This is a genomic window from Pseudomonas floridensis, assembly GCF_002087235.1.
Taxonomy (GTDB): domain Bacteria; phylum Pseudomonadota; class Gammaproteobacteria; order Pseudomonadales; family Pseudomonadaceae; genus Aquipseudomonas; species Aquipseudomonas floridensis.
On the sequence record NZ_MUIO01000080.1, the window covers coordinates 1 to 25146 of the forward strand.

A 25146-nucleotide genomic window follows, 5' to 3' on the forward strand; every position below is an offset into this window, starting at 1 on the left:
AAGTGAACAGCATTACGCACCAGGCGGGTTTTTTCGCATCAGTCACGTGGCGCGAGGATCACAGATCCTTGACGGTACGTACCTGATCCTTGTTGATACGGGTCTGCTTGCCATCAAGCTGTTTGAACTCGTAGAAGCCCGAGTCCTCATCGTACTTCGGAGTGTCGACAGACTGGATTTCACGACCATCATTCAGAGTGATCACAGTGGGCGATGCGCAGCCAGCCAGGGTGGCGATGCCCAGTGCAAGCAGAAAGGCAGCGGGAAGGGTCCGTTGTTTCATTACTGTGTCTCCAGATGGATTCTTGATTAACTGACCGTAAGACGTATACACCCGCAGCAAGTTCAATGACCAGTCACTTGCGTCGGTTATCGCCTGTCCCGGCCAGTAGACAGGGTGTGTTCAGGTTGGCGAGCCTGGGGTCACCGGCTTCCAGTTGCAAGGCCACCGGTTGCAGGGGCGCCAGCGCCCGTCGCGGGCTGCGTTCGCCTGCCTGCCATGCGGCTTGCAGCGTCGCAGCGTGAGCGGTGGGGATGATACATAAAAGCGGCTGCCAATGTTCGCCTTCGCGCACCATGACCGGGCTGTCCGGGCAGGTGAACGCTTTTTCACGCAACGCCTGAAGCAACGACTTGTCGATCAGCGGCACGTCACACGGCAGCACCAGCAGCGCGTCATGCCGGGCGTAGGGCAGGGCGGCGAGTATGCCCGCCAGAGGGCCGTTGAAGTCGGTGTCACTGTCCTGAACCACACGGTCGGCGTAAGCGGCGTAGCGCTCGATGTTGCGGTTACAGGAGATGATCAGGTCGTCCGTCAACCGGCGGGTCAGACGATGCAGGTGCTGGATCATCGGTTCGCCCTGCCATTCGACCAGTCCTTTGTCACGGCCACCCATGCGCTGTCCGCGGCCGCCCGCAAGCAGCAGAATGGAGCAGGGCGGCAGTGTGGCGGGCGGGTTCATCGACGACTCATCGGGCAGCGAAAAGGAGTGCTGTGATATAACACCGGCCTGTTTCCTTAACAACCGGATCGAGGCCATGAAAGCGAAGGCTGACACACCTTTTGTACCCCTGAACATCGCTGTGCTGACCGTCAGTGACACCCGCACCCGTGAAACCGATACCTCGGGCCAGATGTTCGTCGACCGCCTGACCGAAGCCGGTCACGGCCTGATCGAGCGCGTCCTGCTCAAGGACGACCTGTACAAGATTCGCGCCCAGGTAGCGACCTGGATTGCCGACGAGCAGGTACAGGTCGTGCTGATCACCGGTGGCACCGGTTTTACAGGACGCGACAGCACTCCGGAAGCTGTGGCGTGCCTGCTGGACAAGCAGGTCGATGGCTTTGGCGAATTGTTCCGGCAGATCTCGGTGCCGGATATCGGCACTTCGACCATTCAGTCCCGCGCACTGGCCGGTCTGTCGAACGGCACGCTGGTCTGCTGTCTGCCAGGCTCCACCAACGCGGTGCGCACGGCCTGGGACGGCATTCTGGCCCAGCAGCTGGATGCCCGGTTTCGTCCATGCAATTTCGTTCCGCACCTCAAGCAGGCCGAACCCTGCGCAACCCGTGGTTGAAAGGTCATGAGTGCTGAGCCAAAGGCCTTGATGCCTGTCGAAGATGCCATCGCACGTCTGCTGCAAATGGCTGATGCAGCACCCATCAGGCAACGCGAGCGCGTGACGCTGGCCGAGGCCGAAGGTCGCGTGCTGGCCACCGATCTGGTGTCCACGCTGGACCTGCCGCCGTGGCCCAACAGCGCGATGGACGGCTACGCGATGCGTGTGGCGGACTGGCGTGGCGAGCCGCTGCCGGTCAGCCAGCGTATCTTTGCCGGCCAGGCCCCCGAACCCCTTGCCGTCGGGACTTGCGCCCGTATCTTCACCGGTGCGCCACTGCCCGAAGGCGCCGACTGCGTGGAAATGCAGGAGAACGCTGACGTGCTGACCGATCAGCGCGTGCGTTTCACCGAGCCTCTGAGCATCGGACAGAACATTCGTCCGCAAGGCCAGGAAACCCGCATCGGCGATACCGTGCTGGCGACCGGCACGCGGCTTGGCCCTATCGAACTGGGGCTGGCCGCGTCGCTGGGGCTGGCCGCGGTGGATGTGGTTCGGCGTGTGCGGGTCGCAGTGCTGTCCACTGGCGATGAACTCATCGAGCCGGGCAAGTCGCTCGGGCCGGGACAGATTTACAACAGCAATCGGGTGCTGCTGTGCAGTTGGTTGCGCCGCCTGCAATGCGAGGTGCTAGACGCCGGCATTCTGCCTGATGACCTGGCGCAGACCCGAGCCGCGTTGGCGGGCCTGCACGGGGTAGACCTGATTCTGTCCACCGGCGGTGTGTCGGTAGGCGAGGCGGATTTTCTTGGCCACGCGCTGCGCGAAGAAGGCGAGCTGTCGCTGTGGAAGCTGGCGATCAAGCCTGGGAAGCCGCTGACATTCGGGCATTTTCGCGGCGTGCCGGTGATCGGTCTGCCGGGTAATCCAGCTTCGACGCTGGTCACGTTCGCTTTGCTGGCTCGCGCTTATCTGCTGCGTCGTCAAGGCGTGCTCGACGTTACGCCGCTGAAGTTTCCCGTGCCTGCCGGATTCGCCTGGACCCGGCCGGGCACCCGTCGCGAATACCTGCGCGGCCGTCTGGAACAAGGCCGGGCCGTACCTTATCGCAACCAGAGTTCCGGGGTGCTGCGCAGCGCGGCGTGGGCGGACGGGCTGATTGAGGTGCGCGAAGGAGCCACGGTGGACGAGGGCGGTTGGGTCAACTTCATTCCTTTGAGCGAGGTCATGGGTTGACCTCATCCGAATGGTCGGCCGGCCGGTCATGAGCTACCCTCAACAACGCTGACAAGTAGGGCATCCTGTTTTCGCCCCGGAGTATTGTTATGGCGTCATTGAGAGTGGCTTGTGTCATCCCGACCTACAACGGACGTAAGGACCTGGAGCGCCTGCTGGACTCTCTGGCCACGCAAACGGCAACGTTCGACACCCTGATCGTCGATTCCAGTTCATCGGATGGCACGCTCGAACTGGCGCGCTCGCGCTGTGCGAACGTGATGCGCATCGACAGCAGGGATTTCAACCACGGTGGCACCCGGCAGATGATGGTCGATCTGCATCCCGACTATGACGTCTACGTCTACATGACGCAGGACGCGTATGTGGAAGACATCGACGCGATCGCCAATATCCTGCTGCCGTTCGCCGATCCTCGGGTCGGGGCAGTGTGTGGGCGGCAGCTGCCGCACAAGAACGCGAATCTGCTGGCGCAACATGCCCGGCTGTTCAACTATCCCCCGACCTCGCAGATCAAGACCCTTGCCGACGCGCCGGTGCTGGGCATCAAAACCCCGTTCATGTCCAATTCGTTCGCGGCCTATCGCGGCGAAGCGCTGGTGGAGATCGGTGGCTTTCCCCGGCATGTGATTCTGTCCGAAGACATGTACGTCACCGCCAAGATGCTGATCGACGGCTGGAAAGTGGCTTACGAAGGTTCGGCCGTTTGCCGCCATTCGCACAACTACAGCCTGCGTGAGGAGTTTCGCCGCTATTTCGATATTGGCGTGTTCCAGTCTCGCGAATCGTGGATCTACGAAACCTTTGGCGGCATTGCGGGCGAGGGCATGCGCTACGTGAAGTCTGAACTGGCCTTTCTGGGGCCAAAGCGTTTTTTGTGGTGGCCGATGTCGTTCTTGCGCAACGCGGTCAAGCTGCTGGCCTACAAGTTGAGCAAGCAAGAAAAACGCCTGCCCAATGGGCTGAAAAAGCACCTTGGCATGTACAAACGCTATTGGGACAGTCCGTACGCGTGATGCCTGATGCGCTGGCTTCGCCGCACCCCGGCGCCCATGTCGTCCTCAACGTTAGAGTCATCGATAGGACTGCATACGTGCGTCCCGTGCACTTATACGCTGTGCAAATGTAAATTTTCCCGAGCGACGACGTTTTTTAAAATGACCGGGCTTTCCATCGTTCCGGACCCTGTCATTCATGTCTTCCTACACCGCCATCGACGCTGCCGCCCCGGCCGCCCGGCCCATGAAGCCAGGTGCGGCCACGTTTGGCCTGCAAACTGTCATTGGTCTGCTGGGCGTGCTGCTGGCCGTGCTGGTCGCCGGCATCAACGAAGGCGTGACGCGCATCGCCATGGCGGATATTCGCGGCGCGATGTTCATCGGTGCTGACGAAGCGACCTGGCTGGTTGCGGGCTATTCAGCCGCGTCGGTGGCGGCGATGGCCTTCGCGCCGTGGTTCGCGGTCAGCCTTTCCTTACGCCGCTTCACGCTGGGCGCCATTACTGCGTTCATTCTGTTGGGGCTGCTGTGTCCCTTGGCCTCCAACTACCCCGTTTTGCTGGTTTTGCGCATTCTGCAAGGTCTGGCGGCGGGGTGCTTGCCACCGATGCTGATGACCGTTGCCCTGCGCTTTCTGCCGCCAGACATAAAGCTTTACGGCCTGGCCGGTTACGCCCTGACAGCGACTTTCGGCCCCAGCCTGGGTACCCCACTGGCGGCGTTGTGGACCGAGCATTTCAACTGGCAGTGGACCTTCTGGCAGGTGATTCCGCCGTGTCTGGTGGCAATGATCGCTATCGCCCACGGCATACCGCAGGATCCGTTGCGCCTGGAGCGCTTCAAAACCTTCAACTGGCGTGGAGTGATCCTCGGGCTGCCCGCCATTACGGCGCTGGTGATCGGCATTCTGCAGGGCAATCGCCTGGACTGGTTCGAGTCCAGCTTGATTTGCTGGCTGTTGGGCAGCGGCGTGCTGTTGTTGGTGGCCTTCATGATCAATGAATGGTTCACGCCGGTGCCGTTTTTCAAGCTGCAATTGCTGGCCGGGCTGAATCTTTCACATGCCTTGCTGACGCTGGGCGGCGTGCTGATCGTACTGACTGCCGTGGCGTCGATCCCGTCGTCCTACCTGGCGCAGGTGCATGGTTACCGTCCGTTGCAGACCGCACCGTTGATGCTGATCGTCGCGCTACCGCAATTGCTCGCCCTGCCGCTGGTGGCGGCGCTGTGCAATGTGCGCTGGATTGATTGCCGCTGGGTGCTCGCCCTGGGGCTGGGGCTGCTGGCGTTGTATTGCGGACTGGCCACGCAGATGACTTCCGAGTGGATTCGCGACAACTTCTATCACCTGCAATTGTTGCAGATCATCGCTCAGCCCATGGCGGTGCTGCCATTGCTGATGCAGGCCACTGGCGGCATCGCACCGTCCGATGGTCCGTTCGCTTCGGCGTGGTTCAACACCGTGCGCGGGTTGTCGGCAGTCATCGCCACCGGCGTGCTCGAAGCACTGACCACGGCGCGTCAGCACTTTCATTCCAACGTGCTGGTGGACCGGTTGGGCAACGCGCCCTGGCTGGCCACCGACGATTCGGTCGCATCCCTGACTCACCGCCTGCATGAACAGGCCGTGGTGCTGACCAGTGCCGACCTGTACGTCTGCATGGGCTGGCTGGCCGCCTGGCTGATCCTGCTGATTCCCCTGATGCCGACGCGCGTCTATCCGCCGCGAGCAACGAACTGATTCCCTGTCGAGACCTTTTCCATGAGCATGACTTCAAAACAGACCCTGGCCTTATGCGGCGTTGCCATCGTGCTCGCCGGTTTGGGCATTTACACGCTGACCGGCGACAGCACGCGTCAGACCACCAATGATGCATTTATCACGGCCGACTATTCAGTGGTGGCGCCCAAGGTGTCGGGTTTCATCAGTCAGGTGCTGGTCGAAGACAATCAGCCGGTCAAGGCGGGGCAGTTGCTGGCGGTGATCGATGATCGCGACGTGCAGACGGCGCTGGCCTCGGCGGAAGCGGGCGTGCTGAGCGCCGCAGCGGAACTGGAGCAGGTCACCGCACTGCTGCAGCGCCAGAGCGCCGTGATCGAGCAGGCCCGGGCAGCATTGACTGCCAGCACTGCGGCTGTCCGGTTCGCCGAGCAGGAACGCGACCGTTATGATCATCTAGCGGGCGCCGGTGCCGGCACCGTGCAGAACGCGCAACAGGCCCGCAACCGGATCGACACCGCCAACGCCAATCACGCCAGTGCCGACGCCTCGCTGGTTGCCGAACGCAAGCAGGTCGACATCCTCACCGCTCGCCAGCACAGCGCCGAAGCGGGACTCAAGCATGCGCAGGCTGCGCTCGATCAGGCACGGCTGCAACTGTCCTACACCCGCATCGTTGCGCCGATCGACGGGGTGGTGGGCGAGCGCGCGGTACGGGTTGGCAACTACGTCATCCCAGGCAGCAAACTGCTGTCGGTGGTGCCGCTGGCGGATGCTTATGTGGTGGGCAACTTTCAGGAAACCCAACTGACTCACGTCAAGGTGGGGCAGGAGGTCGAAGTGCGGGTCGATACCTACCCGGACGAAGTCCTGATGGCTCGTGTGCAGAGCATTGCGCCCGCCACCGGCGTGACGTTCGCTGCTGTGCGACCGGACAACGCCACGGGCAATTTCACCAAGGTCGTGCAGCGTATTCCGGTGAAAATCGTCCTCGAACCGGGGCAGCCGCTGGCCACCCGGTTGCGGGTCGGGATGTCGGTTGACGCCAGCATCGACACGCAATCTGCCCCGCGTGATCAAAAGGTCGGTGCACTGTGAACCGTTCAATCGCAACGAGCGGCGTGAGTCTGGTGCTGATCGCCGCGCTGTCGGCTTGCCAGGTCGGGCACGATTTTAAGCGGCCGCAGAGCAGCGATGTGCAGTGGTTGCCCATTCAGGGAGAACAGGCCGCCAGCCATATTAATACCACCCCTTATAAAGTGCGTTGGTGGGAGATATTCCGTGACGCCCGCTTGTCATCATTGATTGACCGGGCGACGGCTTCCAATCTCGATCTCAGGATGGCCGAGGCGCGGCTGGCGCAGAGTCGGGCGGCGCGTCAGGTGGTGGCTGGAGAGCAGGTGCCGAGTGTGGACGGCAAATTCGGCTACCAGCATAAACGCAACAGCGCCGAAGGGCTGAACGACCCGTCAGGCAATCAGGGGCGCGAGGCGTTCAGCCAATGGGACGGCGGCCTCAATGCCAGTTGGGAGATCGATCTGTGGGGGCGCGTCAAGCGAGAGGTAGAGGCTGCCGACGCCAATGTGGACGTGGCCGAAAATGATCGACGCGCTGCGCTGCTGTCGCTTCAGGCTGAAGTGGCCAGGGATTACCTGCAACTGCGAGGCACCCAGGCCGTTCTGGCCGTGACCCGGCAGAACCTGCAACTGTCGCGCAACAGTCTGGACCTGTCGAAGGTCCGGCAGAGTAGTGGGGTCGCGACCGATCTGGATGTGGCCGAAGCGGCCGCGCAGGTGTCGGCGGTCGAGTCTCGCCTGCCCATTCTCGAGCAACGCCAGTCGCGACTGATCAACGCCCTGAGTCTGCTACTCGCGCAGTCGCCCAGAGCGTTGCAGAGTGAGCTGGAAACCCCGATGGACATGGCTGCGGTGCCAGCGACGGTGCCCGTGGGCCTGCCTTCCGAACTGGCGCAGCGGCGTCCGGACATACGGCGAGCTGAAGCGCGGCTACACGCCGCGACCGCCAGCATTGGCGTTGCTCAGGGTGACTTCTACCCACGTATCGTGCTCTCCGGCAATGTCGGCTTTCAGGCCTTGCAGTTGTCCGATTTCGGCAGTTGGGGATCGCGACAGTTCGGCATCGGTCCGCAACTGAGCCTGCCGATATTCGAAGGCGGACGTTTGCGTGGCATGGTTCGTCTGCGTGAAGCGCAGGAGCAGGAAGCGGCGCTGGCTTATCAGCAGACCGTCCTGCGCGCCTGGCAGGAAATCGATGACAGCATGAGTCTCTACAACGCGAGTCAGTTGCAGCAGCGCAAGCTGGACGACGCCGTGCACCAGAACCGCATTGCACTCGACACCGCCAAGCGTCAATACAAAGAAGGTGTGGTGGATTTCCTCAATGTCCTGACCGTGCAGCGCACGCTTCTGGACATCGAGGAACAGTGGGTGCAGAGCTCCACCACTCAGGCGCAGGCCCTTGTCGGTCTGTACAGCGCCCTGGGCGGCGGCTGGTAAGTCAGGCCTTCGCGGCCTCTTCTTCTTCCTGGCGGTCGGCTTCGAACAACTGGGCAAGCTCGACGCGTGCCTCGCGTGCGGTCTGCAGCACTTTGGCTTCGTCATCGTAGACTTCATGCTGCGCGGCGAGCACCTGTTCGTCGTGGCGCTTGAAGCGGCTGATCCGCGCGTCCGCCTGCTCTTCGCTAAGGCCCAGGCCCAGCAGGGTCTGGCGAGACATCTCCAGGCTGGAATAGAACGTCTCGCGCACCGCGTGCGCACCGGCATCCATCAGCTTGTGCACATGCTGCCGGTTGCGCGCCCGGGCGATGATCTTCATGTGCGGGTACAGCTTGCTGATCAGTTCGGCGGTCTTGATGTTGATGTCCGGATCATCGGTCGCGATGATGAAGAACTCGGCATCCTGCACCTTGGCGGCCCTGAGGATTTCCGGGCGCAGCGGGTCGCCATAGAACACCGGCACGTTGCCGAAGCTGCGGGAAAACTCGATGGATTCCACCGCCGTGTCCAGGGCAATGAACGGGATCTTCTGGGCGCGCAGAATCCGCGCCACGATCTGTCCCATCCGGCCCATTCCGGCGATGACCACGCGGGGTTTGTCGGTCTGGATGTCGCGATACTCTTCCGGCACCTCCACCACTTTGGCCTTGGGCTTGATCCAGCGTGCCAAGGCGATGAACAGCAGGGGAGTGATCGCCATCGACAGGGTGATGGTCAGCACCAGCATGTCGTACAAACCGGCTTCGAACAGTCCCTGGGTGTTGCCGATCTTGAAGACCACGAACGCGAACTCACCGCCCGCTGCCAGCACCAGGCCCAGGCGCAGGGCGCTCCTTTTGCTCAGGCCGCCAGCCGTGCGGCCGATGAAAAACAGCAAGGGCAACTTGATCGCGACCAGCAACAGCGTGAGACCCAGCACCACCAAGGGCGCGCTGAACAGCAGCCCGATGTTGGCACCCATCCCGACACTGATGAAAAACAGCCCCAGCAACAGACCTTTGAATGGTTCGATCTGCGCTTCCAGTTCGTGGCGGTACTCGGAGTCAGCCAGCAGCAGACCGGCGAGGAATGCGCCCAGCGCCATCGACACGCCGACCAGTTCCATCAGCCACGCGGTGCCGATCACCACCAGCAGGGCGGTGGCGGTCGAGACTTCCTGAATCCGGGTCTTGGCCACAATGCGAAATACCGGGCGCAACAGATAGCGTCCGCCTACCACGACTATTGCAATACTGCCCAGCACGCGCAGACCATGATTGATGCTTTCCTGGGTGCTGGTCGCATGGTCCGCGCCGGCCAGGAACGGCACCAGAGCGATCAGTGGAATGGCCGCAATGTCTTGAAACAGCAGAATGGCGAACGCCATGCGCCCATGGGGGCTGTTCAGTTCCTTGCGTTCAGCCAGGCTTTGCAGGCCGAAGGCAGTGGACGACAGCGCCAGCCCGAGCCCCAGCACCACGGCTGTATTCAACGATTGGCCGAAGGCGAGCAGGGCGACCACGCCGATCACCAGCCCGGTCAACAACACCTGCGCCATGCCCACGCCGAACACCGCCTTGCGCATCACCCATAAACGTTTCGGTGACAGCTCAAGGCCGATAATAAACAGCAGTAATACCACCCCAAGCTCAGATATGTGGCTGACACTCTCGGTATCTCCTATCAACCCGAGTACCGATGGGCCAATCACGACACCTGCGACCAGATAGCCGATTACAGCACCCAGTTTCAGGCGTTTGGCCAATGGCACGGCGATAACGGCGGCGAATAGAAACACGACTGCGGCCTGCAGCAGGCTGCCTTCATGGGGCATGTGAAACTCCTTCAATGACGGGAAACGATTTGAAACAGGTCCGCATTAAACCACGTGAGTTTTACACGGCAACGCGGAATCCGGCATGACGATCATCAATCGTATTGATGATGATGCAAAGGAGGACGAGGAGGGGGAGCGGATAGCTGCTACAGCGTATTCCGGCGATGCCATCGGCCGTGCATCGGCGTAAGATGTCGGCGCATTTGCGCAGCGCCAATGCCGTTCGTGACGTATTCAGGAAAACCGAAATGACCAATAAGCAGCGTTTGATTTACTCGATTCTGATCGCTCTGAGTGTGCTGGCGATCATGCTGGGCCTGTCGCACCTGCAGAACAGTGGTGTCATCACTGAAAAAACCTTCCAGTACATTGCCATCGGTGTTGCGGTGCTGGTCGTGATCCTCAACGGAATCATGCGCCGTAAGGTCAAACGCTGAGTCCTGGCGGCGGTCGGGTCAGTTTCCCGACTCACCCAGCCATTCCATCGCGCGGGGATGCAGGCTGTAGGTCTTGTCCTCGTTGAGGTGAATCACGCCTTCATCACACAGGCGCTTGAGCACTTCACGCACGCTGAGGAACGACAGCGGCACGTCCAGTCTGAGCAACTGGCTGTGCACGCCCCGCACGCCCAGCGACTGTCCGCTTTCATTGGATACCAGCAGCGCATCCAGCACCTTGAGCCTGACCAGACTGGTGCGCAGGCCGAAGCTTTTGAGCAGCAGCCGGATATGGTCGTTGCCAGGCCGTTCGACCTCTGCACTGGGCGATTGCGCCTGCGCAGAAATGGCCGTCTGCCTGAGCATCGTACGGGTCGTTGTTCCTTGACGATTGAACATGCGCAAACTCCTTTTCAGGCTTTTTAAACAAATCTCATCTAATAAGACGAACGAGCGTCGTAAAACCTCAGTTGCGAGTGAAAAAAAATAGCAGAGAGTTGCGCATCAAGCCTTGCCACGGTACGGCAGCCTTTGTGCGCAGGGGTGTCGCGTGGCGAGGGCGCGAGTCAAGAGGAGTGTTTCAGGATGTGAGGCCTGCGCCTTTTCAGGGGCGGGCATTCGAAGCGGGAAGTCAGCCTTTGGGTGTCTCGGCAATGCGTCGGTTGAGCACCGGATTACCGTTCTGATTCTGCGTGACGTAGACCGGCAATACCTTGGGCAGCGAAGCGAGCAGGTTGGAAATGTCGCGGGTGTTGTACGTGCCGCCCAGGCGAATTTTTCCCGTGGCGTTGTCCGCCAGCAGGATTGGCGTCTGCAGGTAGCGATTGATCATTGGCAGTGCCTGGCTCAACGGCAGGTCATCGAAAATCAGCTTGCCATTGCGCCATGCCAGGCTGGTGTCATTCGCGTCGGTGCGACTGATGCCGGGGCGCTGATCTCCGGATTTGTAGCTGGCCTGCATGCCCGGGTCGAGCGCATAAGCGGAACCGGGTTGTGAACGATCGCTGCTGACCTGCACCGAACCCTCGACGAGCATGACCCGTACCTGGTCCTGATACGTCCATACGTTGAAGCGCGTACCAGTCACCTTGATGCTTCCCTGACCGGCATCCACCACGAACGGGTGAGTGACGTCGTGGCTGACCTCGAAAAATGCTTCGCCCTTTTTCAGCGTGACACTGCGACGGTTCTTGTAGTTGGCGTAAGTCAGCTCAGTGCCCAGGTCCAGTTCTACCCGACTGCCATCGTCCATCGTCACCAGGCGTGTGGCATCGGTGGTGGAGTAGGTCTGATAAGCGTTGGGAATCAGGCCCTGATTCCAGCCAATGTAGCCTGCAACCGGAACCGCCAGTGCCGCAACGGTGGCTGCCATGGCAAGCGGACGCCAGTTGCGAGTGCTACGAGGCGCAGCGTTGGCCGGTGCCCCGCCTGGCGCAACGGATGCAGTAAGAGGTGCAGGAGTGACCGGTTCGATCTGCCCGGACATGTCCCATACGTCTTGCATGGCCTGAAACTCGATCGCGTGCAGCGGATGAGCCTTGAGCCATTGGTCGAACAGTTTTCTCTCGGCAAGCGAACAGTCGTCAGCGTGCAGTCGCATGCACCAATGCGCGGCAGCATCGGTGATCTCGTCGTGTTCTGCTTCGCTGAGGCTAGGTTCGTTCATGGGCTCTCCGGTGCTTACCGTTGGCGCATTCTACCCTTGGATGCGGGCAAGAAAGAACATCGGGCAGTTCCAATGTATCAACCCGGACTTAATTCTTCGTGAATGTGATCGGCTCTCATTGATGTATCGCGCGGCGGGAGTGTTTCTGAAGGCCTTGGCACGTTACTCTTGATCACTGCGACCCTGCGCTTGTCCATGACTGTCCTGACCCCGGAGTTTCAGATGCTCGCTTCTCACCCCGATGACTCGACCCTGACCCTTTCCTGCGATCAATTGACCGATCTGTTGCAGAGTGTGTTTCTCGCTCACGGCACCTCACTTGATGTGGCGAATGTGCTGGCCAACAATTGCGCCAGCGCCCAGCGCGACGGCTCGCATAGCCACGGTATCTTTCGGATTCCAGGGTACATGTCTTCGCTGGCCAGCGGCTGGGTGAATGGCAAGGCGGTGCCCTGTGTCGAGGATGTCGCGCCCGCTTTCGTGCGGGTCGACGCCGCCAACGGGTTTGCCCAGCCTGCGCTGGCAGCAGCACGGCCCTTGCTGATCGAGAAAGCCCGCAGCGCTGGCATTGCGATTCTGGCCATTCGCAACTCTCACCACTTCGCCGCGCTTTGGCCGGATGTCGAACCTTTCGCCGAGCAGGGGCTGGTCGCGTTGAGCATGGTCAACAGCATGACCTGCGTCGTACCCCACGGCGCACAGAAACCCTTGTTCGGCACTAACCCCATCGCCTTCGCGGCGCCGCGTTCAGGCGGGGCGCCTTTGGTTTTCGACCTGGCGACCAGCGCCATGGCTCATGGTGATGTGCAGATCGCAGCGCGTGAGGGGCATCTGCTGCCCGAAGGCATGGGCGTGGACCGAGACGGTCAACCAACCTGTGACCCCAAAGCGATTCTGGAGGGCGGGGCGCTTCTGCCGTTCGGTGGCCATAAAGGGTCGGCGCTGTCGATGATGGTCGAGCTGCTGGCGGCAGGTCTGACCGGCGGACATTTTTCGTTCGAATTCGACTGGTCGAAACATCCCGGTGCCCAGACGCCCTGGACTGGCCAACTGATGATCGTCATTGATCCTGATAAAGGCGGCGGCCGGTCATTTGCGCAGCGCAGCGAGGAATTGGTAAGTCAGCTTCACGGCGTTGGCCAGTCACGCATGCCGGGGGATCGTCGTTACGTCGAGCGAGCCAGGTCGGTTGCCGAAGGCATCTCGCTCAAGCAGAGCGATGTGCTGCGTTTGCGGTCGCTTGCGGGGCTGTGATCGTCTATCGTTGTTTTTTAATACCACCCCTTATTGATCGTCGGCGCGATTTCTACTTTGTGTGCCCTCGGTCATCAACGAGTGGGGGAGTGACTGTCAGCTGTAAAATTTCCGGACCATTCGTCGCAACCTGTCTTGTAATAGCCTCTCAATATAAATACTGTATGCATAACCAGTAAATACAAAGAGGTGTGTCCATGTCCCTGAAATCAGCGCATAGCCCGGCCGTTCATTCGCTTCGCACAAATGCGCCGGTCAACGAAATGCAGCGTGAGGATTTCCTGGCCCTTGCTGCAGCGCTGCGCCAGTTCAACGCATACGAAGCTCAGGTTTCCATGGTGGTTGCTGCGGCTCAGGCGGGCAGTGAGTACCGCGACGCTCGCGCTGCCGAATAGCGTTTGAATTACTGCAGCCGCTGGCAGCTTTCAGGTAAACGCCCGATATCTCAACACGTGTACGCGATGCAGCGTATCGTGATGGATGCCATTTCGCTTTAGGTGCATCCAAATGAAAGATTTCGGCGCGCGGCTGAAACAGGAGCGCCAGATCTTGGGGCTTTCGCAACGTGAGTTTGCAGCCATTGGTGGTGTCGAGGTCAACGCGCAAGGCAAGTATGAAAATGGCAAGCGCTTGCCCCGTTCCACTTACCTGGTGGCATTGAGTGAGAAGGGCGTCGACGTGCTCTATGTGCTCTCCGGGGAAAGGCTGCCCGTATGCATGGATTCACTTTCGGCTGCCGAGAAAGACATCATTCTGCGTTTCAGATCGCTCAGCCAGGATGATCAAAGTGTCATCAATCGGTTGGCGCTGTCCTTGTGCAAGCGTCTCGACTGATTATTTGAGCCTTGCCCGGTTGCCTGTAAATATACGAAACGTATATGCTTCGTATATTCGAAGGGAGATGAACCATGGGTCTCGTTAAAATTTCTGAACACATGCATGCGAATCTGCGCTCTGCCAGCGCCGCATTGAACCGTTCCATCAACGCGCAGGCGGTACACTGGATGCGCATCGGGATGCTTGCGGAACTGCATCCGACACTGGACTACAGCGAAATCTGCCAGATGCTGATTCGTCTCGAAGACACCGACGGCACGGTTCTGGCCACTCAATCATTCAAAGTGACCGAGTTGTCCAAGGCGGCCTCATGAGTCGCGCAATCACCCTCAAGACCGAGCAGGATCTCGTCCAGTTGCGTATTGCCGGCCGGCTCGCCGCCGATGTGCTCGCGATGATCACACCCTACGTCAAGGCGGGCGTCAGCACCGAGGCGCTGGATGACATCTGCAACGAATACATTGTCAAGGAACTCAAGGTGATTCCGGCAAACGTCGGGTATCACGGCTTCACCAAGACCACCTGTATTTCTCCGAATGCGGTGGTGTGTCACGGCATTCCTTCGGCGTCCGACATTCTCAAGGACGGTGATATCGTCAATATCGATGTGGCGGTCATCAAGGATGGCTGGTACGGCGATACCAGCCGCATGTATCTGGTGGGTGAAGTCAGTCCACTGGCCCGACGTCTGGTCGAAACAACCTACGAGGCCACGCGCGCCGGCATACATGCGGTACGCCCCGGTGCGACATTGGGTGACATCGGCTACGCAATCCAGAGTGTCGCCCATCGCGAAGGGTTCAGCGTGGTGCGCGAATACTGCGGGCATGGTATCGGGCGCACCTATCATGAAGAGCCGCAGGTGCTGCATTACGGCACCCAGGGCAAAGGCCTGAAACTCAAGGAAGGCATGGTGTTCACCATCGAGCCAATGATCAATGCAGGCAAGGCGGGCACCAAGACCCTGCCAGACGGCTGGACGGTCATGACCAGTGACCTGTCGTTGTCGGCTCAGTGGGAGCACATGGTGGCGGTGACGGCGAAAGGTTTCGAATTGCTGACACCGTGGCCTGAAGGCACCGGGAGCTATCCCGCGATATGAGTTGATCTCGTCATCGCGCCCAAAAAAAAACGACCTCTGCAAAGGTCGTTTTTTATTGCGTGTAAAAGGGGTCAGCTTCGATCTGGAAGCGTACAGCGCTTCCAGTGCACTTCAGTGACGCCAAAGCCTTGAGCCTGCAAGGTCGCCAATCGAATCGGTCCGGCGGCGATATGATCACTTACCGTGCCGACACCCGCATGCAAGGTGGCGCAATGCAGCGCGTCGCTCTGGCACAACTGCGGCGCCTGGTGGAGAAAGCAGCGGGTCTCACCCTTGAACCGATAGTGAATTTCAAATTCCGTTTGATTCATCGTTACCTGCCTGCAAGGCGTACACATGACGCCATCTTAAAATGAGTACGTGGGGGGTACTGGGCGGCTTCAGGCGCGAGCCTTGGGCTGCAACTTCATTTCGAGATCGATACAGGCTTGCACTGTTGCTAGTGGCCTTGATCGGACTGCTGTCTCTGGAGGGGCGAAACGAGAATTACACCGTTTTGAGCAGAGGTGAACAGTCATCCGATAAGTGGCATTGAGCCACATTCATTCGCGTTGGAAAGTGCTGGATAACTGCTCAAACGAAGGGATTTCAACGGCACGACTTGAGATCTACCGGACCCACGAATTCATTGCCGTGCCCCATCACACAGGCCACTCGCTGATTGCGCTGACGCTCCCATGCCTGGGCAGGGTAGGTCTTGTTCCAGGCCTGATAAAGCTGCTGGTCCTGGCGTGACAGCCGCAGACTATAGTGTTTGCTCATGTAGAAATAAGTGCGGGCGATCATGCCGCGTATGGATGGCCGTGGCATGACCTTTCTGGCCTTGAAATCCACTTGGGTGAGGCACGAACCGTATTGGCCTTTCTGCTCTGGAATCCAGCCGAAACTGAAGTTGTTTCGGTCGCCGTTGACCTCGCCGATGCTAGGGACAAGATTATGCAAATCAGCCTCGGCACTTTTGTAGACGGCATCGTTTTTCGTGCAGTTCTTGCGCCCGCCATTCTGCCAGCACTGGCGCAGGTGACCGATCTGCCAGGCCGGTACGATGTGTTCCCATTCGATGCGTCTGGCACGGTTGGCATTCTTGCGCGGCACGTAGCCACAACCTGCCAGATCGACCCGATTACCGCTGTATTTGCACCCGCAGTAGAATTCGGTCGACTGTGGAGCATACAGACCCCAGGCGACTTTCTTTGCTTCACTGAACGTTCGCGGGGCATCGGCGAAAGCGGTGCAGACAGAAGAGGCTAGAAGGGCAATGCAAAACGACGCAGAAGCTCTGTACATCATGCCGTCAGTCTTCCTTGGGCACGGTCCAGAAAATCTGCACGCCACCGTCATCACGCCAGGCGAGGGTGACGTTGTCGTTCTCTGCTATTTCTTCGAGGAGCTGGGCCCAATCGTCTTCCGACTCATCCTGCAGACGAAAGAGCAGGGCGGCCCTGGACTTCTGTGCGGTCGGCGAGTTGATGATCTTCTGTACCCGGATGCCCATGCGCTGATAGGCGTCGGGAACGGAGGTCGTTGCGGAGTGGTTTGCCACGGAAAAGCCCCTGAATAAGCTGTACGTGCGTACAGTATTTCAGTGTCGGATCTTGTGCAACAGTTATGTAGGATAATGTTTCCGGTGTCTTCGGATGGCTGTATCGTTTAACCGACCCTTTCGTCATCTTTCAGGAGTGAACATGAACGTCAAAATGCTGGTGTTGCCTGCCGTTGTTATCGCCTCGCTCATGCTGAGCGGCTGTTCTACGCCATCGGTCGTCACGTTGCAGGACGGTACGCAGTACATCACCAAGGATGCACCGAAGACCAAGAGCCGGGATGGGTTCTATGAGTTCGAAGATATCTCCGGCAAAACCATTCGAATCAAGGCCGATGAAGTGGCCACGGTAAAGCCTGAAGAGTGAGACAGCGCTGCCCCGAGCAATGCTCTGGGCACACTTGATTTCGTCGATTGACAAAGCGTGCGACATTTTTCATAGTTCGCTTCTCGCAAACGTTTGCGCAGTCACCTTGATGGATGGAAACTGCGCCGTTCGCCCGAACAATAATCACAAGATCGGAGATGAACTCATGAAGCTGCCATTCGCTGGACGCCTTCTCGCTGTCGCCATGTTTTCTGCCCTTGCGGCAGTCGTTCCCCTCTCGGCCGTACACGCCCAGACCCCTGAAAAACCCAAAGTCGCACTGGTCATGAAATCCCTGGCCAACGAATTCTTCCTGACCATGGAAGACGGCGCCAAGGCCTATCAGAAAGAACATGCCAGCGAGTTCGATCTGATCTCTAACGGCATCAAGGACGAGTCCGACACGGCGAACCAGATTCGCATCGTCGAGCAGATGATCGTGTCCAGGGTCGATGCCCTGGTCATCGCGCCCGCTGACTCCAAAGCGTTGGTTCCGGTGCTGAAGAAAGCCAGTGATGCCGGTATCAAGGTCGTCAACATCGACAACCAGCTCGATGCTGACGTGCTCAAAGGCAAGAACCTGCAAATCCCGTTTGTAGGCCCGGACAACCGCAAGGGCGCCGCTCAAGTGGGCGACTACCTGGCTACCAGACTCAAGGCAGGTGACGAGGTCGGCATCATCGAAGGCGTGCCGACCACCACCAACGCTCAACAGCGTACTGCAGGTTTCAAGGACGCCATGGACAAAGCCCGGATGAAGGTCGTCTCGGTGCAATCCGGCAATTGGGAAATCGACAAGGGCAACGCCGTAGCGTCGGCCATGCTCAATGAATACCCGAACCTCAAAGCGCTGCTGGCCGGTAACGACAGCATGGCATTGGGCGCTGTCTCGGCCGTGCGTGCGGCAGGCAAGGCCGGTAAGGTGATGGTGGTGGGTTACGACAACATCAACGCCATCAAGCCGATGCTCAAGGACGGTCGAGTCCTCGCCACCGCTGACCAGTACGCTGCCAAACAGGCCGTGTTCGGTATCGAGGCCGCGCTCAAGGCTGTCAAGGGCGAGAAGGTCGATACCAACGAGAAGGGCGTTATCGAAACGCCGGTCGAACTCGTTACCCAACCTTGATCCACACCCAGTGAAAGGCGTCTGCCCGAACAGGGCAGGCGCTGGGAGAAACGTATGTCAGCGTCTGCTCAGACGGCTGTTCTTTCGGTCAGTGGCATTGGTAAAACCTACGCTCAACCCGTGCTTGGCGATGTCGACCTGACGTTGATGCGCGGCGAAGTGCTGGCCCTGACCGGGGAAAATGGTGCCGGCAAAAGCACCCTGTCCAAAATCATCGGCGGGCTGGTCACGCCTACCACTGGCAGCATGCAGTTCCAGGGGCAACCTTATCAGCCTGCCAATCGTACCCAGGCGGAAAAGCTCGGAGTGCGCATGGTCATGCAGGAGTTGAATCTGCTGCCGACCCTGACCGTCGCCGAAAACCTGTTTCTGGACGATCTGCCGAGGCGTGCGGGCTGGATCGACCGTAAGCGCCTGCGCGAGAACGCAATCAAGGCCATGGCGCAGGTCGGCCTGGAAGCCATCGACCCCGATACGCTGGTCGGCGATCTGGGCATCGGCCACCAACAGATGGTGGAAATCGCCCGCAACCTCACGGGCGATTGCCATGTGCTGATTCTCGATGAGCCCACGGCGATGCTCACCTCGCGTGAAGTCGAGATGCTGTTCGAGCAGATCACACGTCTGCAGGCCCGTGGTGTTTCGATCATTTACATTTCCCACCGCCTCGAAGAGCTGGCCAGGGTCTCACAACGCATTGCGGTATTGCGGGACGGCAAGCTGGTCTGCGTCGAGCCGATTTCGCGTTACAACAGCGAGCAACTGGTCACGTTGATGGTCGGTCGCGAACTGGGTGAACACATTGATATGGGCGCTCGCCAGATTGGCGAGGTCGCGCTGTCGGTCAAGTCGCTGTGCCGCAAGGGCAAGGTTCAGGACGTTTCGTTCGAAGTCCGTCGTGGCGAAATCTATGGGATATCCGGGTTGATCGGTGCCGGACGAACCGAACTGTTACGCCTGGTCTACGGAGCAGACATCGCTGACAGCGGCACGATCGAGGTGGGGCAGCCGTTGCAGGCCGTCGCCATTCGTTCGCCCGCCCATGCTGTCGAGCACGGCATCGCCCTGATCACCGAAGACCGCAAGAGCGAAGGTTTGCTGATGTCGCAGTCGATCAGCGCCAATATTGCGCTGGGCAACATGAAAGCGATTTCGAACGCGGGCGTGGTGAATGCCGCAGATGAGCTCAAGCTCGCGCAACGCCAGGTGGATGCCATGCACATTCGCAGTTCCAGCCCCACGCAACTGGTCTCGGAGTTGTCCGGCGGCAATCAGCAGAAAGTAGTGATCGGTCGCTGGCTGGAGCGTGACTGCCCGGTGATGCTGTTTGACGAGCCGACCCGAGGCATTGATGTCGGTGCCAAATTCGATATCTACGCGCTGCTCGGCGAACTGACCCGTCAGGGCAGGGCGCTGGTGGTCGTGTCCAGCGATCTGCGCGAACTGATGCTGATCTGTGATCGCATCGGCGTGCTGTCGGCCGGTCGCCTGATCGATACGTTCGAGCGCGACAACTGGAGTCAGGACCAATTGCTGGCCGCAGCCTTTGCCGGTTATCAGAAACGTGATGCGCTGCTCAACGAAGCCGCGCCCAGGAACGAGCCATGAAAAACACTACATCCCCGACGCTGACTCTGCCGGCCCGTCGCGGCGGCAACTACTTCGGTCTCGGCACCTACCTCGGACTGGCCAGTGCCTTGCTGGCCATGATCGTCCTGTTTTCGCTGCTCAGTGATCACTTCCTGTCGTATCAGACCTTCAGCACCCTGGCCAACCAGATTCCCGACCTGATGGTATTGTCCGTCGGCATGACCCTGATCCTGATCATCGGCGGTATCGACCTGTCGGTGGGTTCGGTGCTGGCATTGGCGGCTTCTGCCGTGAGCGTGGCGATCCTGGGGTGGGGCTGGAGCGTATTTCCGGCTGCACTGCTGGGTATCGCCTGCGCAACGTTGGCCGGCACCATCACCGGCTCCATTACCGTTGCATGGCGCATCCCGTCGTTCATCGTGTCGCTGGGCGTGCTGGAAATGGCTCGCGGCGTGGCGTATCAAATGACCAATTCGCGCACGGCCTACATCGGTGATTCCTTCGCCTGGCTCTCCGATCCGGTGGCATTCGGGATTTCGCCGTCCTTCATCATCGCGCTGCTGGTTATCTTTATCGCTCAGGCCGTGCTGACACGCACGGTATTCGGTCGCTACTTGATCGGCATCGGCACTAACGAAGAAGCGGTACGCCTGGCAGGCATCAATCCCAAGCCCTACAAGATTCTGGTGTTCTCGCTGATGGGCCTGCTGGCCGGTGTCGCTGCGCTGTTCCAGATCTCGCGGCTGGAAGCGGCCGACCCGAATGCCGGCGCCGGTCTTGAGCTGCAAGTGATTGCCGCCGTGGTCATCGGTGGCACCAGCCTGATGGGTGGGCGCGGCTCGATCATCAGCACGTTCTTCGGCGTACTGATCATCTCGGTACTCGCCGCAGGTCTGGCACAGATCGGTGCGACCGAACCCACCAAGCGCATCATCACCGGCGCAGTGATCGTGATTGCCGTGGTGCTGGATACGTACCGCAGTCACCGGGCGCGGCGACAGGGCTGACATGGCAACCATCAAGGACGTAGCCGCACTGGCCGGGATTTCCTACACAACGGTTTCCCATGTGCTGAACAAGACCCGGCCAGTGAGCGAGCCGGTCAGGCTCAAGGTCGAGGCAGCTATTGCGCAACTGGACTATGTGCCCAGTGCCGTGGCCCGCTCGTTGAAGGCCAAGAGTACGTCGACTATCGGTCTGCTGATCCCCAACGGGATGAACCCGTATTTCGCCGAGTTGGCCAGAGGTATCGAAGACTATTGCGAGCGTAACGGCTTCTGCGTGATCCTCTGCAACTCCGACGACAACCCGGACAAACAGCGCAGTTATCTGCGGGTGTTGCTGGAGAAGCGGGTAGACGGCCTGATCGTCTCCTCGGTGGGCGGCGACACCACGGTCGCAGGCGGGCTCATGGATGTCCGTACTCCGCTGGTGATCGTCGACCGCGAGCTGGACGGTATCGAGGCGGACATGGTGCGTATCGATCACGAAGAAGGCGCCTATCTGGCCACGCGCCATCTGCTCGACCTGGGGCATCGGCGCATCGCGTGCATCGGTGGACCGCGCAACAGCCTGGTCGCCGAGATGCGTCTGGCCGGTTATCGGCGCGCCATGCAGCAGGCTTGCGTCGAAATTGCGCCGGGCCTGGCCGTGCACAGCGAGTTCACCAGTCCCGCTGGTTATGAGGCCGCAGGTGGTTTGCTGGCCGGACACAAACCCACGGCGATTTTCGCTGGCAACGACGTCATCGCCATTGGCGTGCTGCGCGCGGCTGCCGAACGCAACATCAGCGTGCCGCGCGACCTGTCAGTGGTGGGCTTCGACGATATCGAAGTCAGTCGCTACGTCTCCCCGGCGCTCACGACCGTGGGCCAGTCGATCATGCAACTGGGTGAAACCGCCGCTGAAATGCTGCTGTACAGAATTGCGCAACCTCACGCGTCTCCAGTCCTCAAGCGGTTGGTGACGCCCTGTGTCGTGGTGCGCGAGTCCACGGCTGCCCTGAACAACGCTGCCGATCAATGACGAGCACGCACAGTAACGAGTGAACGAGCCATGCAAGCAAAAATAGTGATAGTAGGCAGCCTGAACATGGATCTGGTGATCCGTGCCCAACGTCTGCCGCGTCCTGGCGAAACGCTGACCGGAGAGACCTTCAATACCGTTCCGGGCGGCAAGGGCGCGAATCAGGCCGTCGCTGCGGCGCGTCTGGGCGCTGACGTGGCCATGATCGGTTGCGTGGGCGCGGATGCTTACGGTGAGCAGCTGCGGGCGGCGTTGCTGGCCGAGCGCATCGATTGCCAGGCGGTAACTATCGTCGAGGGTGTCTCCACCGGGATCGCCTCGATTGTGGTCGATGCCAACAGCCAGAATGCAATCGTCATTGTCGCCGGTGGCAACGGTCAGCTGACGCCCGCGTTGATCGAGCGCTTCGATGCGCTGCTGGCTGGTGCCGAGATCATCATCTGTCAACTGGAAGTGCCTGTCGAAACAGTTTTCCATACCTTGTCGCGCGCCCGTGAGCTGGGCAAGACCGTCATTCTGAATCCGGCGCCGGCCAGCGGGCCGCTGCCTGCGAAGTGGTATGGCCTGATTGATTACCTGACCCCCAACGAGAGTGAGGCGCAGGCCCTGACCGGGATCAGCGTCGACTCTCCAGCGTCGGCCGAAAAAGCGGCGGCGGCCTTGCTGGCGGCGGGCGTGGGCAATGTGATTATCACGCTCGGCGAGCAGGGTACGCTGTTTGCCAAGGCTTCTGGCGTGGAGCATATTCCGGCGCGTCGCGTGAAGGCCGTGGACACCACCGCCGCAGGTGATACCTTTGTCGGTGGTTTTGCGGCCGCACTCGCCCAAGGGCAGAGCGAAGCGCAGGCCATCCGCTTTGGTCAGGCTGCCGCCGCGTTGTCGGTCACCCGTGCCGGTGCGCAGCCGTCCATTCCGACGTTCGAGGAAGTACAAGGATTCAATCCAACATGAAAAAGACACCGCTACTCAATATCGCCCTGTCCCGTGCGATTGCGTCGCTGGGGCATGGTGATGTGCTGATGATCGTCGACGCTGGAATGCCCGTGCCGCCAGGTGTTGAGCTGATCGACCTGGCATTGACGCGCGGCGTACCCGATTTTGTCAGTGTGCTGGATGTCGTGTTGAGCGAGATGCAGGTCGAAAGTCACGTCCTGGCCAACGAAATGGCCGAGGTGAAACCTCCTGCGCTGCAGGTTATCGAGAGCCTGAACCTTGAGGACCAGTTGGGGCATCAGCGCTGGATCAGTCACGAGGATCTGAAGATTCTGAGTCGTAAGGCCAAGGCCATCGTGCGTACTGGCGAGTGTCAGCCCTACAGCAACGTCGCGTTGGTGTCGGGAGTTGTGTTCTAGGCATCCGGCCTGGGCAGGTATTCAAGAAAGGGAGTTTCACATGACGTTGATACAGTTTTCCAGACAACTCATTCGGGGAGCGCTGCTCTTGTCCATTCTGGGTACGACCGCTGTGCAGGCCGCTGAAAAGCGTGACCTGATCATCGACACCGATCCTGGTGCGGACGATGTGGTGGCCTTGCTGCTGGCTCTGGCTTCGCCGGAAGAACTCAATGTGATGGCCATTACCACGGTGGCCGGCAATGTGCGTCTGGACAAGACCTCGCGTAACGCCCGGCTAGCGCGTGAGTGGGCTGGCCGTGAAGAGATTCCGGTATACGCCGGGGCACCCAGGCCATTGGTGCGGACGCCGATCTACGCTGAAAATGTGCATGGTCAGGAAGGTTTGCCGGGCGTGCCGGTACATGAGCCTGCCAAAGGACTGGCCCAAGGTAATGCCGTCGATTACCTGATACAGACCTTGACCAAAGCCAAGCCTCACAGCATTACCATTGCCATGCTCGGCCCGCAGACCAACCTTGCACTGGCGCTTGTGCAGGCACCTGAAATCACTCAAGGCATCAAGGAAGTGATCGTGATGGGAGGCGCGCATTTCAACGGCGGCAATATCACTCCGACGGCCGAATTCAATATTTTCGCCGACCCGCACGCGGCGCAGATCGTCTTGGCCAGTGGTGTGAAACTGACCTACGTTCCGCTGGATGTGACTCACAAGATTCTCACCAGCGAAAAGCGCCTGCAGCAGATCGCCGCGTTGAATAATCAGGCTGGCAAGCTGGTTGATGGCATTCTCAATGAATACGTCAAGCTGGATATGGAGCATTACGGTCTGCCCGGTGGCCCGGTTCACGATGCCAGCGTCATCGCCTGGATGCTCAAGCCTGAACTGTTTTCCGGCAGACAGATCAATGTGGCCATCGACAGTCGTGAAGGTGTAGGTTTCGGTCAGACCGTCGCTGACTGGTATGGCACGCTCAAACAGCCGCAAAATGTGTTCTGGGTCGAGAACGGCGACGCTCAGGGCTTTTTTGACCTGTTGACCGAGCGTCTTTCCCGCTTGAAATAACTTCGGATAGTGGGTCGAGTACCGTCAGGCGGGCAGTTCCGCCGTGGCGTATCGGCTCCATACCTGACTGATGAAGGCTCGGGCACCCTCGGTGCCCAGTTCCTTGATCAGCAGGTCAACCGCGATGATCATCAGTTCCTCCGGCGTGCCCGGACTGTGCGAGCAATGCCCCTGGGGCCACTTGGCCTTGATGTCCGCATCGATTGAAATCGCTGTCATGTCTGTCTCGTCTGCAAAAAAAGCACCGCATCGTGCAGGCGGCTGTGCATCGCCCGTGGTCCATTCCGTCCGTGCAGTAAACCATTCCGCAAGCCGTTTGACACGCCTGCTCAGGCATCAATTTCGGTCGGAAAAGGCGACCAGTGCTGTGGCTGAAAACGTTTTGTGACGATTTGCCGACCCGCAACCTTGCCAGGCGATGCAGACTGCACGCGGCTTGCAGGCGTGTTCGATTACGCTCGCGTGGGGTGCATCGAGTGCAACCATTGCGGCGGGTCGCGGTCGCACAAGGTCTGGAAATGTTCATTGGCAGAGGAGGGTGTATGCCCTGGAAATTCGCAACATTGGGTTTTGTGGTCGTGACGTCGGTGCTTGCAGGGTGCGCCAGCACGCCTGATCCGGCGCCCCAGGCCTCAAGCAAGGCCGAGACCCCCGCGAGCAACTCCGTGCCGGGTCGCTGTGACGCAGAGCCCGCGCAATTTGCCGTCGGTCAGCAGGCGTCCATCGAGTTGCTGACCCAGGTTCGCAGTCGGTCCGGTTCCATGGATGCTCGCATCCTGGGCCCCAACGACATGATTACGCTCGAGTACCGTTCCGAACGCGTCAACGTTAATACCGATGCCACTGGCAAAGTGGTACGCGTCAACTGCGGCTGAACCGTATGTTTTCGCCAGGTATAAAAAAAACCCGTCGATGACGGTAATGCTGTTCACTTA

The 25146-nt window shown here is 59.8% G+C and carries 30 protein-coding genes; 21 read left to right on the top strand and 9 right to left on the bottom strand.

Annotated features, from left to right (window positions below; translation table 11 throughout):
• Positions 1 to 58 precede the first annotated feature (58 nt).
• Positions 59 to 283 carry a YgdI/YgdR family lipoprotein gene (locus BZK31_RS20145; protein WP_083184811.1) on the bottom strand — a complete coding sequence of 75 codons (225 nt, stop codon included), beginning with the start codon at positions 281 to 283 and terminating at the stop codon, positions 59 to 61.
• 73 nt (positions 284 to 356) lie between these two features.
• Positions 357 to 962 (bottom strand): molybdenum cofactor guanylyltransferase MobA, encoded by a 606-nt coding sequence (mobA, locus tag BZK31_RS20150; protein WP_083184813.1) that lies wholly within the window; start codon positions 960 to 962, stop codon positions 357 to 359.
• Positions 963 to 1038: 76 nt separating this feature from the next.
• On the opposite strand from mobA, the gene moaB reads away from it, so the two are divergent.
• From moaB to BZK31_RS20180, 6 genes are all read left to right on the top strand, one after another.
• Entirely contained in the window at positions 1039 to 1578 is a 540-nt protein-coding gene (gene moaB, locus BZK31_RS20155) for a molybdenum cofactor biosynthesis protein B (protein ID WP_083184815.1), read from the top strand.
• Between the two features lie 6 nt (positions 1579 to 1584).
• The gene (locus tag BZK31_RS20160; RefSeq protein ID WP_083184817.1) at positions 1585 to 2796 is read left to right on the top strand and encodes a molybdopterin molybdotransferase MoeA; all 1212 of its coding nucleotides are present in this window, start codon (positions 1585 to 1587) and stop codon (positions 2794 to 2796) included.
• 89 nt (positions 2797 to 2885) lie between these two features.
• The gene (locus BZK31_RS20165) at positions 2886 to 3812 is read left to right on the top strand and encodes a glycosyltransferase family 2 protein (protein WP_083184818.1); all 927 of its coding nucleotides are present in this window, start codon (positions 2886 to 2888) and stop codon (positions 3810 to 3812) included.
• A 178-nt stretch (positions 3813 to 3990) separates the two neighbouring features.
• A complete protein-coding gene (locus BZK31_RS20170) occupies positions 3991 to 5535 on the top strand; it encodes an MFS transporter (RefSeq protein WP_083184820.1) in 1545 nt (514 codons plus the stop codon).
• A gap of 27 nt (positions 5536 to 5562) precedes the next feature.
• Positions 5563 to 6612 (top strand): HlyD family secretion protein, encoded by a 1050-nt coding sequence (locus BZK31_RS20175; RefSeq protein ID WP_415639780.1) that lies wholly within the window; start codon positions 5563 to 5565, stop codon positions 6610 to 6612.
• Positions 6609 to 8030 carry an efflux transporter outer membrane subunit gene (locus BZK31_RS20180; RefSeq protein WP_083184823.1) on the top strand — a complete coding sequence of 474 codons (1422 nt, stop codon included), beginning with the start codon at positions 6609 to 6611 and terminating at the stop codon, positions 8028 to 8030. Before BZK31_RS20175 ends, BZK31_RS20180 begins: the two co-directional genes overlap by 4 nt.
• Before the next feature lies 1 nt (position 8031).
• Here the strand turns inward: BZK31_RS20180 and BZK31_RS20185 are convergent, their stop codons facing one another.
• Positions 8032 to 9843: a monovalent cation:proton antiporter-2 (CPA2) family protein gene (locus tag BZK31_RS20185; RefSeq protein ID WP_083184825.1), complete on the bottom strand. Its 1812-nt coding sequence runs from the start codon at positions 9841 to 9843 to the stop codon at positions 8032 to 8034.
• A 251-nt stretch (positions 9844 to 10094) separates the two neighbouring features.
• Between BZK31_RS20185 and BZK31_RS20190 the strand changes: the two genes are divergently transcribed.
• Positions 10095 to 10283, top strand: a complete 189-nt coding sequence (locus tag BZK31_RS20190) for a hypothetical protein (protein WP_083184858.1) — start codon at positions 10095 to 10097, stop codon at positions 10281 to 10283.
• Between the two features lie 18 nt (positions 10284 to 10301).
• Here the strand turns inward: BZK31_RS20190 and BZK31_RS20195 are convergent, their stop codons facing one another.
• Entirely contained in the window at positions 10302 to 10682 is a 381-nt protein-coding gene (locus BZK31_RS20195; RefSeq protein WP_083184828.1) for a Fe2+/Zn2+ uptake regulation protein, read from the bottom strand.
• 232 nt (positions 10683 to 10914) lie between these two features.
• Positions 10915 to 11949: a FecR family protein gene (locus BZK31_RS20200; RefSeq protein ID WP_083184830.1), complete on the bottom strand. Its 1035-nt coding sequence runs from the start codon at positions 11947 to 11949 to the stop codon at positions 10915 to 10917.
• 222 nt (positions 11950 to 12171) lie between these two features.
• Between BZK31_RS20200 and BZK31_RS20205 the strand changes: the two genes are divergently transcribed.
• From BZK31_RS20205 to map, 5 genes are all read left to right on the top strand, one after another.
• The gene (locus BZK31_RS20205; RefSeq protein ID WP_083184860.1) at positions 12172 to 13203 is read left to right on the top strand and encodes an Ldh family oxidoreductase; all 1032 of its coding nucleotides are present in this window, start codon (positions 12172 to 12174) and stop codon (positions 13201 to 13203) included.
• 197 nt (positions 13204 to 13400) lie between these two features.
• Positions 13401 to 13598, top strand: coding sequence for a hypothetical protein (locus BZK31_RS20210; protein ID WP_083184831.1), 198 nt, complete (start codon positions 13401 to 13403; stop codon positions 13596 to 13598).
• A 112-nt stretch (positions 13599 to 13710) separates the two neighbouring features.
• Positions 13711 to 14037, top strand: a complete 327-nt coding sequence (locus tag BZK31_RS20215) for a helix-turn-helix domain-containing protein (RefSeq protein ID WP_083184833.1) — start codon at positions 13711 to 13713, stop codon at positions 14035 to 14037.
• 74 nt (positions 14038 to 14111) lie between these two features.
• Positions 14112 to 14354 (top strand): ParD-like family protein, encoded by a 243-nt coding sequence (locus BZK31_RS20220; protein WP_083184835.1) that lies wholly within the window; start codon positions 14112 to 14114, stop codon positions 14352 to 14354.
• Complete coding sequence (map, locus tag BZK31_RS20225) at positions 14351 to 15142, top strand: type I methionyl aminopeptidase (protein WP_083184836.1); 792 nt, start codon at positions 14351 to 14353, stop codon at positions 15140 to 15142. The genes BZK31_RS20220 and map overlap by 4 nt, the downstream gene beginning before the upstream one ends.
• 71 nt (positions 15143 to 15213) lie before the next feature.
• Here map and BZK31_RS20230 read toward each other — a convergent pair whose 3' ends face one another.
• The 3 genes from BZK31_RS20230 to BZK31_RS20240 form a co-directional block, all read right to left on the bottom strand.
• Positions 15214 to 15453 (bottom strand): DUF6555 family protein, encoded by a 240-nt coding sequence (locus BZK31_RS20230; protein ID WP_083184837.1) that lies wholly within the window; start codon positions 15451 to 15453, stop codon positions 15214 to 15216.
• Positions 15454 to 15730: 277 nt separating this feature from the next.
• Positions 15731 to 16432, bottom strand: a complete 702-nt coding sequence (locus tag BZK31_RS20235) for an endonuclease (protein ID WP_083184839.1) — start codon at positions 16430 to 16432, stop codon at positions 15731 to 15733.
• A gap of 4 nt (positions 16433 to 16436) precedes the next feature.
• Positions 16437 to 16637: a DUF1654 domain-containing protein gene (locus BZK31_RS20240; protein WP_087881685.1), complete on the bottom strand. Its 201-nt coding sequence runs from the start codon at positions 16635 to 16637 to the stop codon at positions 16437 to 16439.
• A gap of 190 nt (positions 16638 to 16827) precedes the next feature.
• Between BZK31_RS20240 and BZK31_RS20245 the strand changes: the two genes are divergently transcribed.
• From BZK31_RS20245 to BZK31_RS20280, 8 genes are all read left to right on the top strand, one after another.
• Complete coding sequence (locus tag BZK31_RS20245) at positions 16828 to 17052, top strand: YgdI/YgdR family lipoprotein (RefSeq protein WP_083184843.1); 225 nt, start codon at positions 16828 to 16830, stop codon at positions 17050 to 17052.
• Positions 17053 to 17257: 205 nt separating this feature from the next.
• Positions 17258 to 18178: a sugar ABC transporter substrate-binding protein gene (locus tag BZK31_RS20250; RefSeq protein ID WP_415639781.1), complete on the top strand. Its 921-nt coding sequence runs from the start codon at positions 17258 to 17260 to the stop codon at positions 18176 to 18178.
• A 54-nt stretch (positions 18179 to 18232) separates the two neighbouring features.
• Positions 18233 to 19786 (top strand): sugar ABC transporter ATP-binding protein, encoded by a 1554-nt coding sequence (locus BZK31_RS20255; RefSeq protein ID WP_083184845.1) that lies wholly within the window; start codon positions 18233 to 18235, stop codon positions 19784 to 19786.
• Entirely contained in the window at positions 19783 to 20775 is a 993-nt protein-coding gene (locus BZK31_RS20260; RefSeq protein WP_083184846.1) for an ABC transporter permease, read from the top strand. The genes BZK31_RS20255 and BZK31_RS20260 overlap by 4 nt, the downstream gene beginning before the upstream one ends.
• 1 nt (position 20776) lies before the next feature.
• On the top strand, positions 20777 to 21793 hold the full coding sequence (locus tag BZK31_RS20265) for a LacI family DNA-binding transcriptional regulator (RefSeq protein ID WP_083184848.1): 1017 nt from the start codon (positions 20777 to 20779) through the stop codon (positions 21791 to 21793).
• 30 nt (positions 21794 to 21823) lie between these two features.
• Positions 21824 to 22744, top strand: a complete 921-nt coding sequence (gene rbsK, locus BZK31_RS20270; protein ID WP_083184849.1) for a ribokinase — start codon at positions 21824 to 21826, stop codon at positions 22742 to 22744.
• Complete coding sequence (gene rbsD, locus BZK31_RS20275; protein ID WP_083184851.1) at positions 22741 to 23145, top strand: D-ribose pyranase; 405 nt, start codon at positions 22741 to 22743, stop codon at positions 23143 to 23145. Before rbsK ends, rbsD begins: the two co-directional genes overlap by 4 nt.
• Before the next feature lie 40 nt (positions 23146 to 23185).
• Entirely contained in the window at positions 23186 to 24211 is a 1026-nt protein-coding gene (locus BZK31_RS20280) for a nucleoside hydrolase (RefSeq protein ID WP_083184853.1), read from the top strand.
• A 24-nt stretch (positions 24212 to 24235) separates the two neighbouring features.
• Here BZK31_RS20280 and BZK31_RS20285 read toward each other — a convergent pair whose 3' ends face one another.
• Positions 24236 to 24430 (bottom strand): hypothetical protein, encoded by a 195-nt coding sequence (locus BZK31_RS20285; protein ID WP_083184854.1) that lies wholly within the window; start codon positions 24428 to 24430, stop codon positions 24236 to 24238.
• Positions 24431 to 24753: 323 nt separating this feature from the next.
• On the opposite strand from BZK31_RS20285, the gene BZK31_RS20290 reads away from it, so the two are divergent.
• Positions 24754 to 25086 carry an I78 family peptidase inhibitor gene (locus tag BZK31_RS20290; RefSeq protein WP_083184856.1) on the top strand — a complete coding sequence of 111 codons (333 nt, stop codon included), beginning with the start codon at positions 24754 to 24756 and terminating at the stop codon, positions 25084 to 25086.
• Positions 25087 to 25146 lie beyond the last annotated feature (60 nt).

Bases quoted from the DNA above. Each gene is read 5' to 3' on its own strand.
- BZK31_RS20265 (WP_083184848.1), top strand. From the start codon at position 20,777: ATGGCAACCATCAAGGACGTAGCCGCACTGGCCGGGATTTCCTACACA.
- BZK31_RS20205 (WP_083184860.1), top strand. From the start codon at position 12,172: ATGCTCGCTTCTCACCCCGATGACTCGACCCTGACCCTTTCCTGCGAT.
- BZK31_RS20245 (WP_083184843.1), top strand. From the start codon at position 16,828: ATGAACGTCAAAATGCTGGTGTTGCCTGCCGTTGTTATCGCCTCGCTC.
- BZK31_RS20235 (WP_083184839.1), bottom strand. From the start codon at position 16,432: ATGATGTACAGAGCTTCTGCGTCGTTTTGCATTGCCCTTCTAGCCTCT.
- BZK31_RS20220 (WP_083184835.1), top strand. From the start codon at position 14,112: ATGGGTCTCGTTAAAATTTCTGAACACATGCATGCGAATCTGCGCTCT.
- rbsK (WP_083184849.1), top strand. From the start codon at position 21,824: ATGCAAGCAAAAATAGTGATAGTAGGCAGCCTGAACATGGATCTGGTG.
- BZK31_RS20260 (WP_083184846.1), top strand. From the start codon at position 19,783: ATGAAAAACACTACATCCCCGACGCTGACTCTGCCGGCCCGTCGCGGC.
- BZK31_RS20185 (WP_083184825.1), bottom strand. From the start codon at position 9,843: ATGCCCCATGAAGGCAGCCTGCTGCAGGCCGCAGTCGTGTTTCTATTC.
- rbsD (WP_083184851.1), top strand. From the start codon at position 22,741: ATGAAAAAGACACCGCTACTCAATATCGCCCTGTCCCGTGCGATTGCG.
- mobA (WP_083184813.1), bottom strand. From the start codon at position 962: ATGAACCCGCCCGCCACACTGCCGCCCTGCTCCATTCTGCTGCTTGCG.
- BZK31_RS20290 (WP_083184856.1), top strand. From the start codon at position 24,754: ATGCCCTGGAAATTCGCAACATTGGGTTTTGTGGTCGTGACGTCGGTG.
- BZK31_RS20190 (WP_083184858.1), top strand. From the start codon at position 10,095: ATGACCAATAAGCAGCGTTTGATTTACTCGATTCTGATCGCTCTGAGT.
- BZK31_RS20175 (WP_415639780.1), top strand. From the start codon at position 5,563: ATGACTTCAAAACAGACCCTGGCCTTATGCGGCGTTGCCATCGTGCTC.
- BZK31_RS20165 (WP_083184818.1), top strand. From the start codon at position 2,886: ATGGCGTCATTGAGAGTGGCTTGTGTCATCCCGACCTACAACGGACGT.
- BZK31_RS20200 (WP_083184830.1), bottom strand. From the start codon at position 11,949: ATGAACGAACCTAGCCTCAGCGAAGCAGAACACGACGAGATCACCGAT.
- BZK31_RS20215 (WP_083184833.1), top strand. From the start codon at position 13,711: ATGAAAGATTTCGGCGCGCGGCTGAAACAGGAGCGCCAGATCTTGGGG.
- BZK31_RS20145 (WP_083184811.1), bottom strand. From the start codon at position 283: ATGAAACAACGGACCCTTCCCGCTGCCTTTCTGCTTGCACTGGGCATC.
- BZK31_RS20210 (WP_083184831.1), top strand. From the start codon at position 13,401: ATGTCCCTGAAATCAGCGCATAGCCCGGCCGTTCATTCGCTTCGCACA.
- BZK31_RS20285 (WP_083184854.1), bottom strand. From the start codon at position 24,430: ATGACAGCGATTTCAATCGATGCGGACATCAAGGCCAAGTGGCCCCAG.
- map (WP_083184836.1), top strand. From the start codon at position 14,351: ATGAGTCGCGCAATCACCCTCAAGACCGAGCAGGATCTCGTCCAGTTG.
- BZK31_RS20255 (WP_083184845.1), top strand. From the start codon at position 18,233: ATGTCAGCGTCTGCTCAGACGGCTGTTCTTTCGGTCAGTGGCATTGGT.
- BZK31_RS20230 (WP_083184837.1), bottom strand. From the start codon at position 15,453: ATGAATCAAACGGAATTTGAAATTCACTATCGGTTCAAGGGTGAGACC.
- BZK31_RS20170 (WP_083184820.1), top strand. From the start codon at position 3,991: ATGTCTTCCTACACCGCCATCGACGCTGCCGCCCCGGCCGCCCGGCCC.
- BZK31_RS20160 (WP_083184817.1), top strand. From the start codon at position 1,585: ATGAGTGCTGAGCCAAAGGCCTTGATGCCTGTCGAAGATGCCATCGCA.
- moaB (WP_083184815.1), top strand. From the start codon at position 1,039: ATGAAAGCGAAGGCTGACACACCTTTTGTACCCCTGAACATCGCTGTG.
- BZK31_RS20250 (WP_415639781.1), top strand. From the start codon at position 17,258: ATGTTTTCTGCCCTTGCGGCAGTCGTTCCCCTCTCGGCCGTACACGCC.
- BZK31_RS20280 (WP_083184853.1), top strand. From the start codon at position 23,186: ATGACGTTGATACAGTTTTCCAGACAACTCATTCGGGGAGCGCTGCTC.
- BZK31_RS20195 (WP_083184828.1), bottom strand. From the start codon at position 10,682: ATGTTCAATCGTCAAGGAACAACGACCCGTACGATGCTCAGGCAGACG.
- BZK31_RS20240 (WP_087881685.1), bottom strand. From the start codon at position 16,637: ATGGGCATCCGGGTACAGAAGATCATCAACTCGCCGACCGCACAGAAG.